This window comes from Pseudomonas sp. CAM1A, assembly GCF_047501685.1.
Taxonomy (GTDB): Bacteria; Pseudomonadota; Gammaproteobacteria; order Pseudomonadales; family Pseudomonadaceae; genus Aquipseudomonas.
The window spans coordinates 1-521 of sequence record NZ_JBFNXP010000052.1; the positions used below are offsets into that span (position 1 = coordinate 1).

General features: G+C 67.0%; 1 protein-coding gene. It reads left to right on the forward strand.

The window, feature by feature from the left end; translation table 11 throughout:
- A partial coding sequence (locus ABZO33_RS26850) for a condensation domain-containing protein (RefSeq protein WP_414538508.1) occupies nucleotides 1–521 on the forward strand: 521 nt, incomplete at both ends.

The window sequence follows — 521 nt, forward strand, 5'->3', positions numbered from 1 at the left end:
TCGCCAGCGTGCCAGGCGGCGCCGGCAACGTGCAGGAGATCTACCCGCTGGCGCCATTGCAGGAAGGCATCCTCTATCACCACCTGAGTGCCGAGCAGGGCGACCCCTATCTGCTGCAGACCCGCCTGGCCTTCGACAGCCTGGAGCGGTTGCAGGCCTGTGCCGAGGCCCTGCAACAGGTCATCGATCGCCACGACATCCTGCGCACCTCGGTGGTCTGGGAAGGTTTGGCGGAACCGGTGCAGGTGGTCTGGCGTCAGGCGCGCCTGGCTGTCAGCGAAGTCACCGGGCTGGGCGAAGAGGCGGTGATCGAGCGGCTACACGATCACTTCGATGCACGTTCGCAGCGCCTGGACCTGACCCAGGCGCCACTGCTGCGCCTGACCTACGCCATGGACCCGGTCGGGCAGCGCGTGGTCGCCGTCCTGCACTTCCATCACCTGGCCCTGGACCACACGGCGATGGAGGTGATCGTCCATGAGCTGCAGGCGATCCTGTCCGGTCGCCAGCACCTGTTGAGC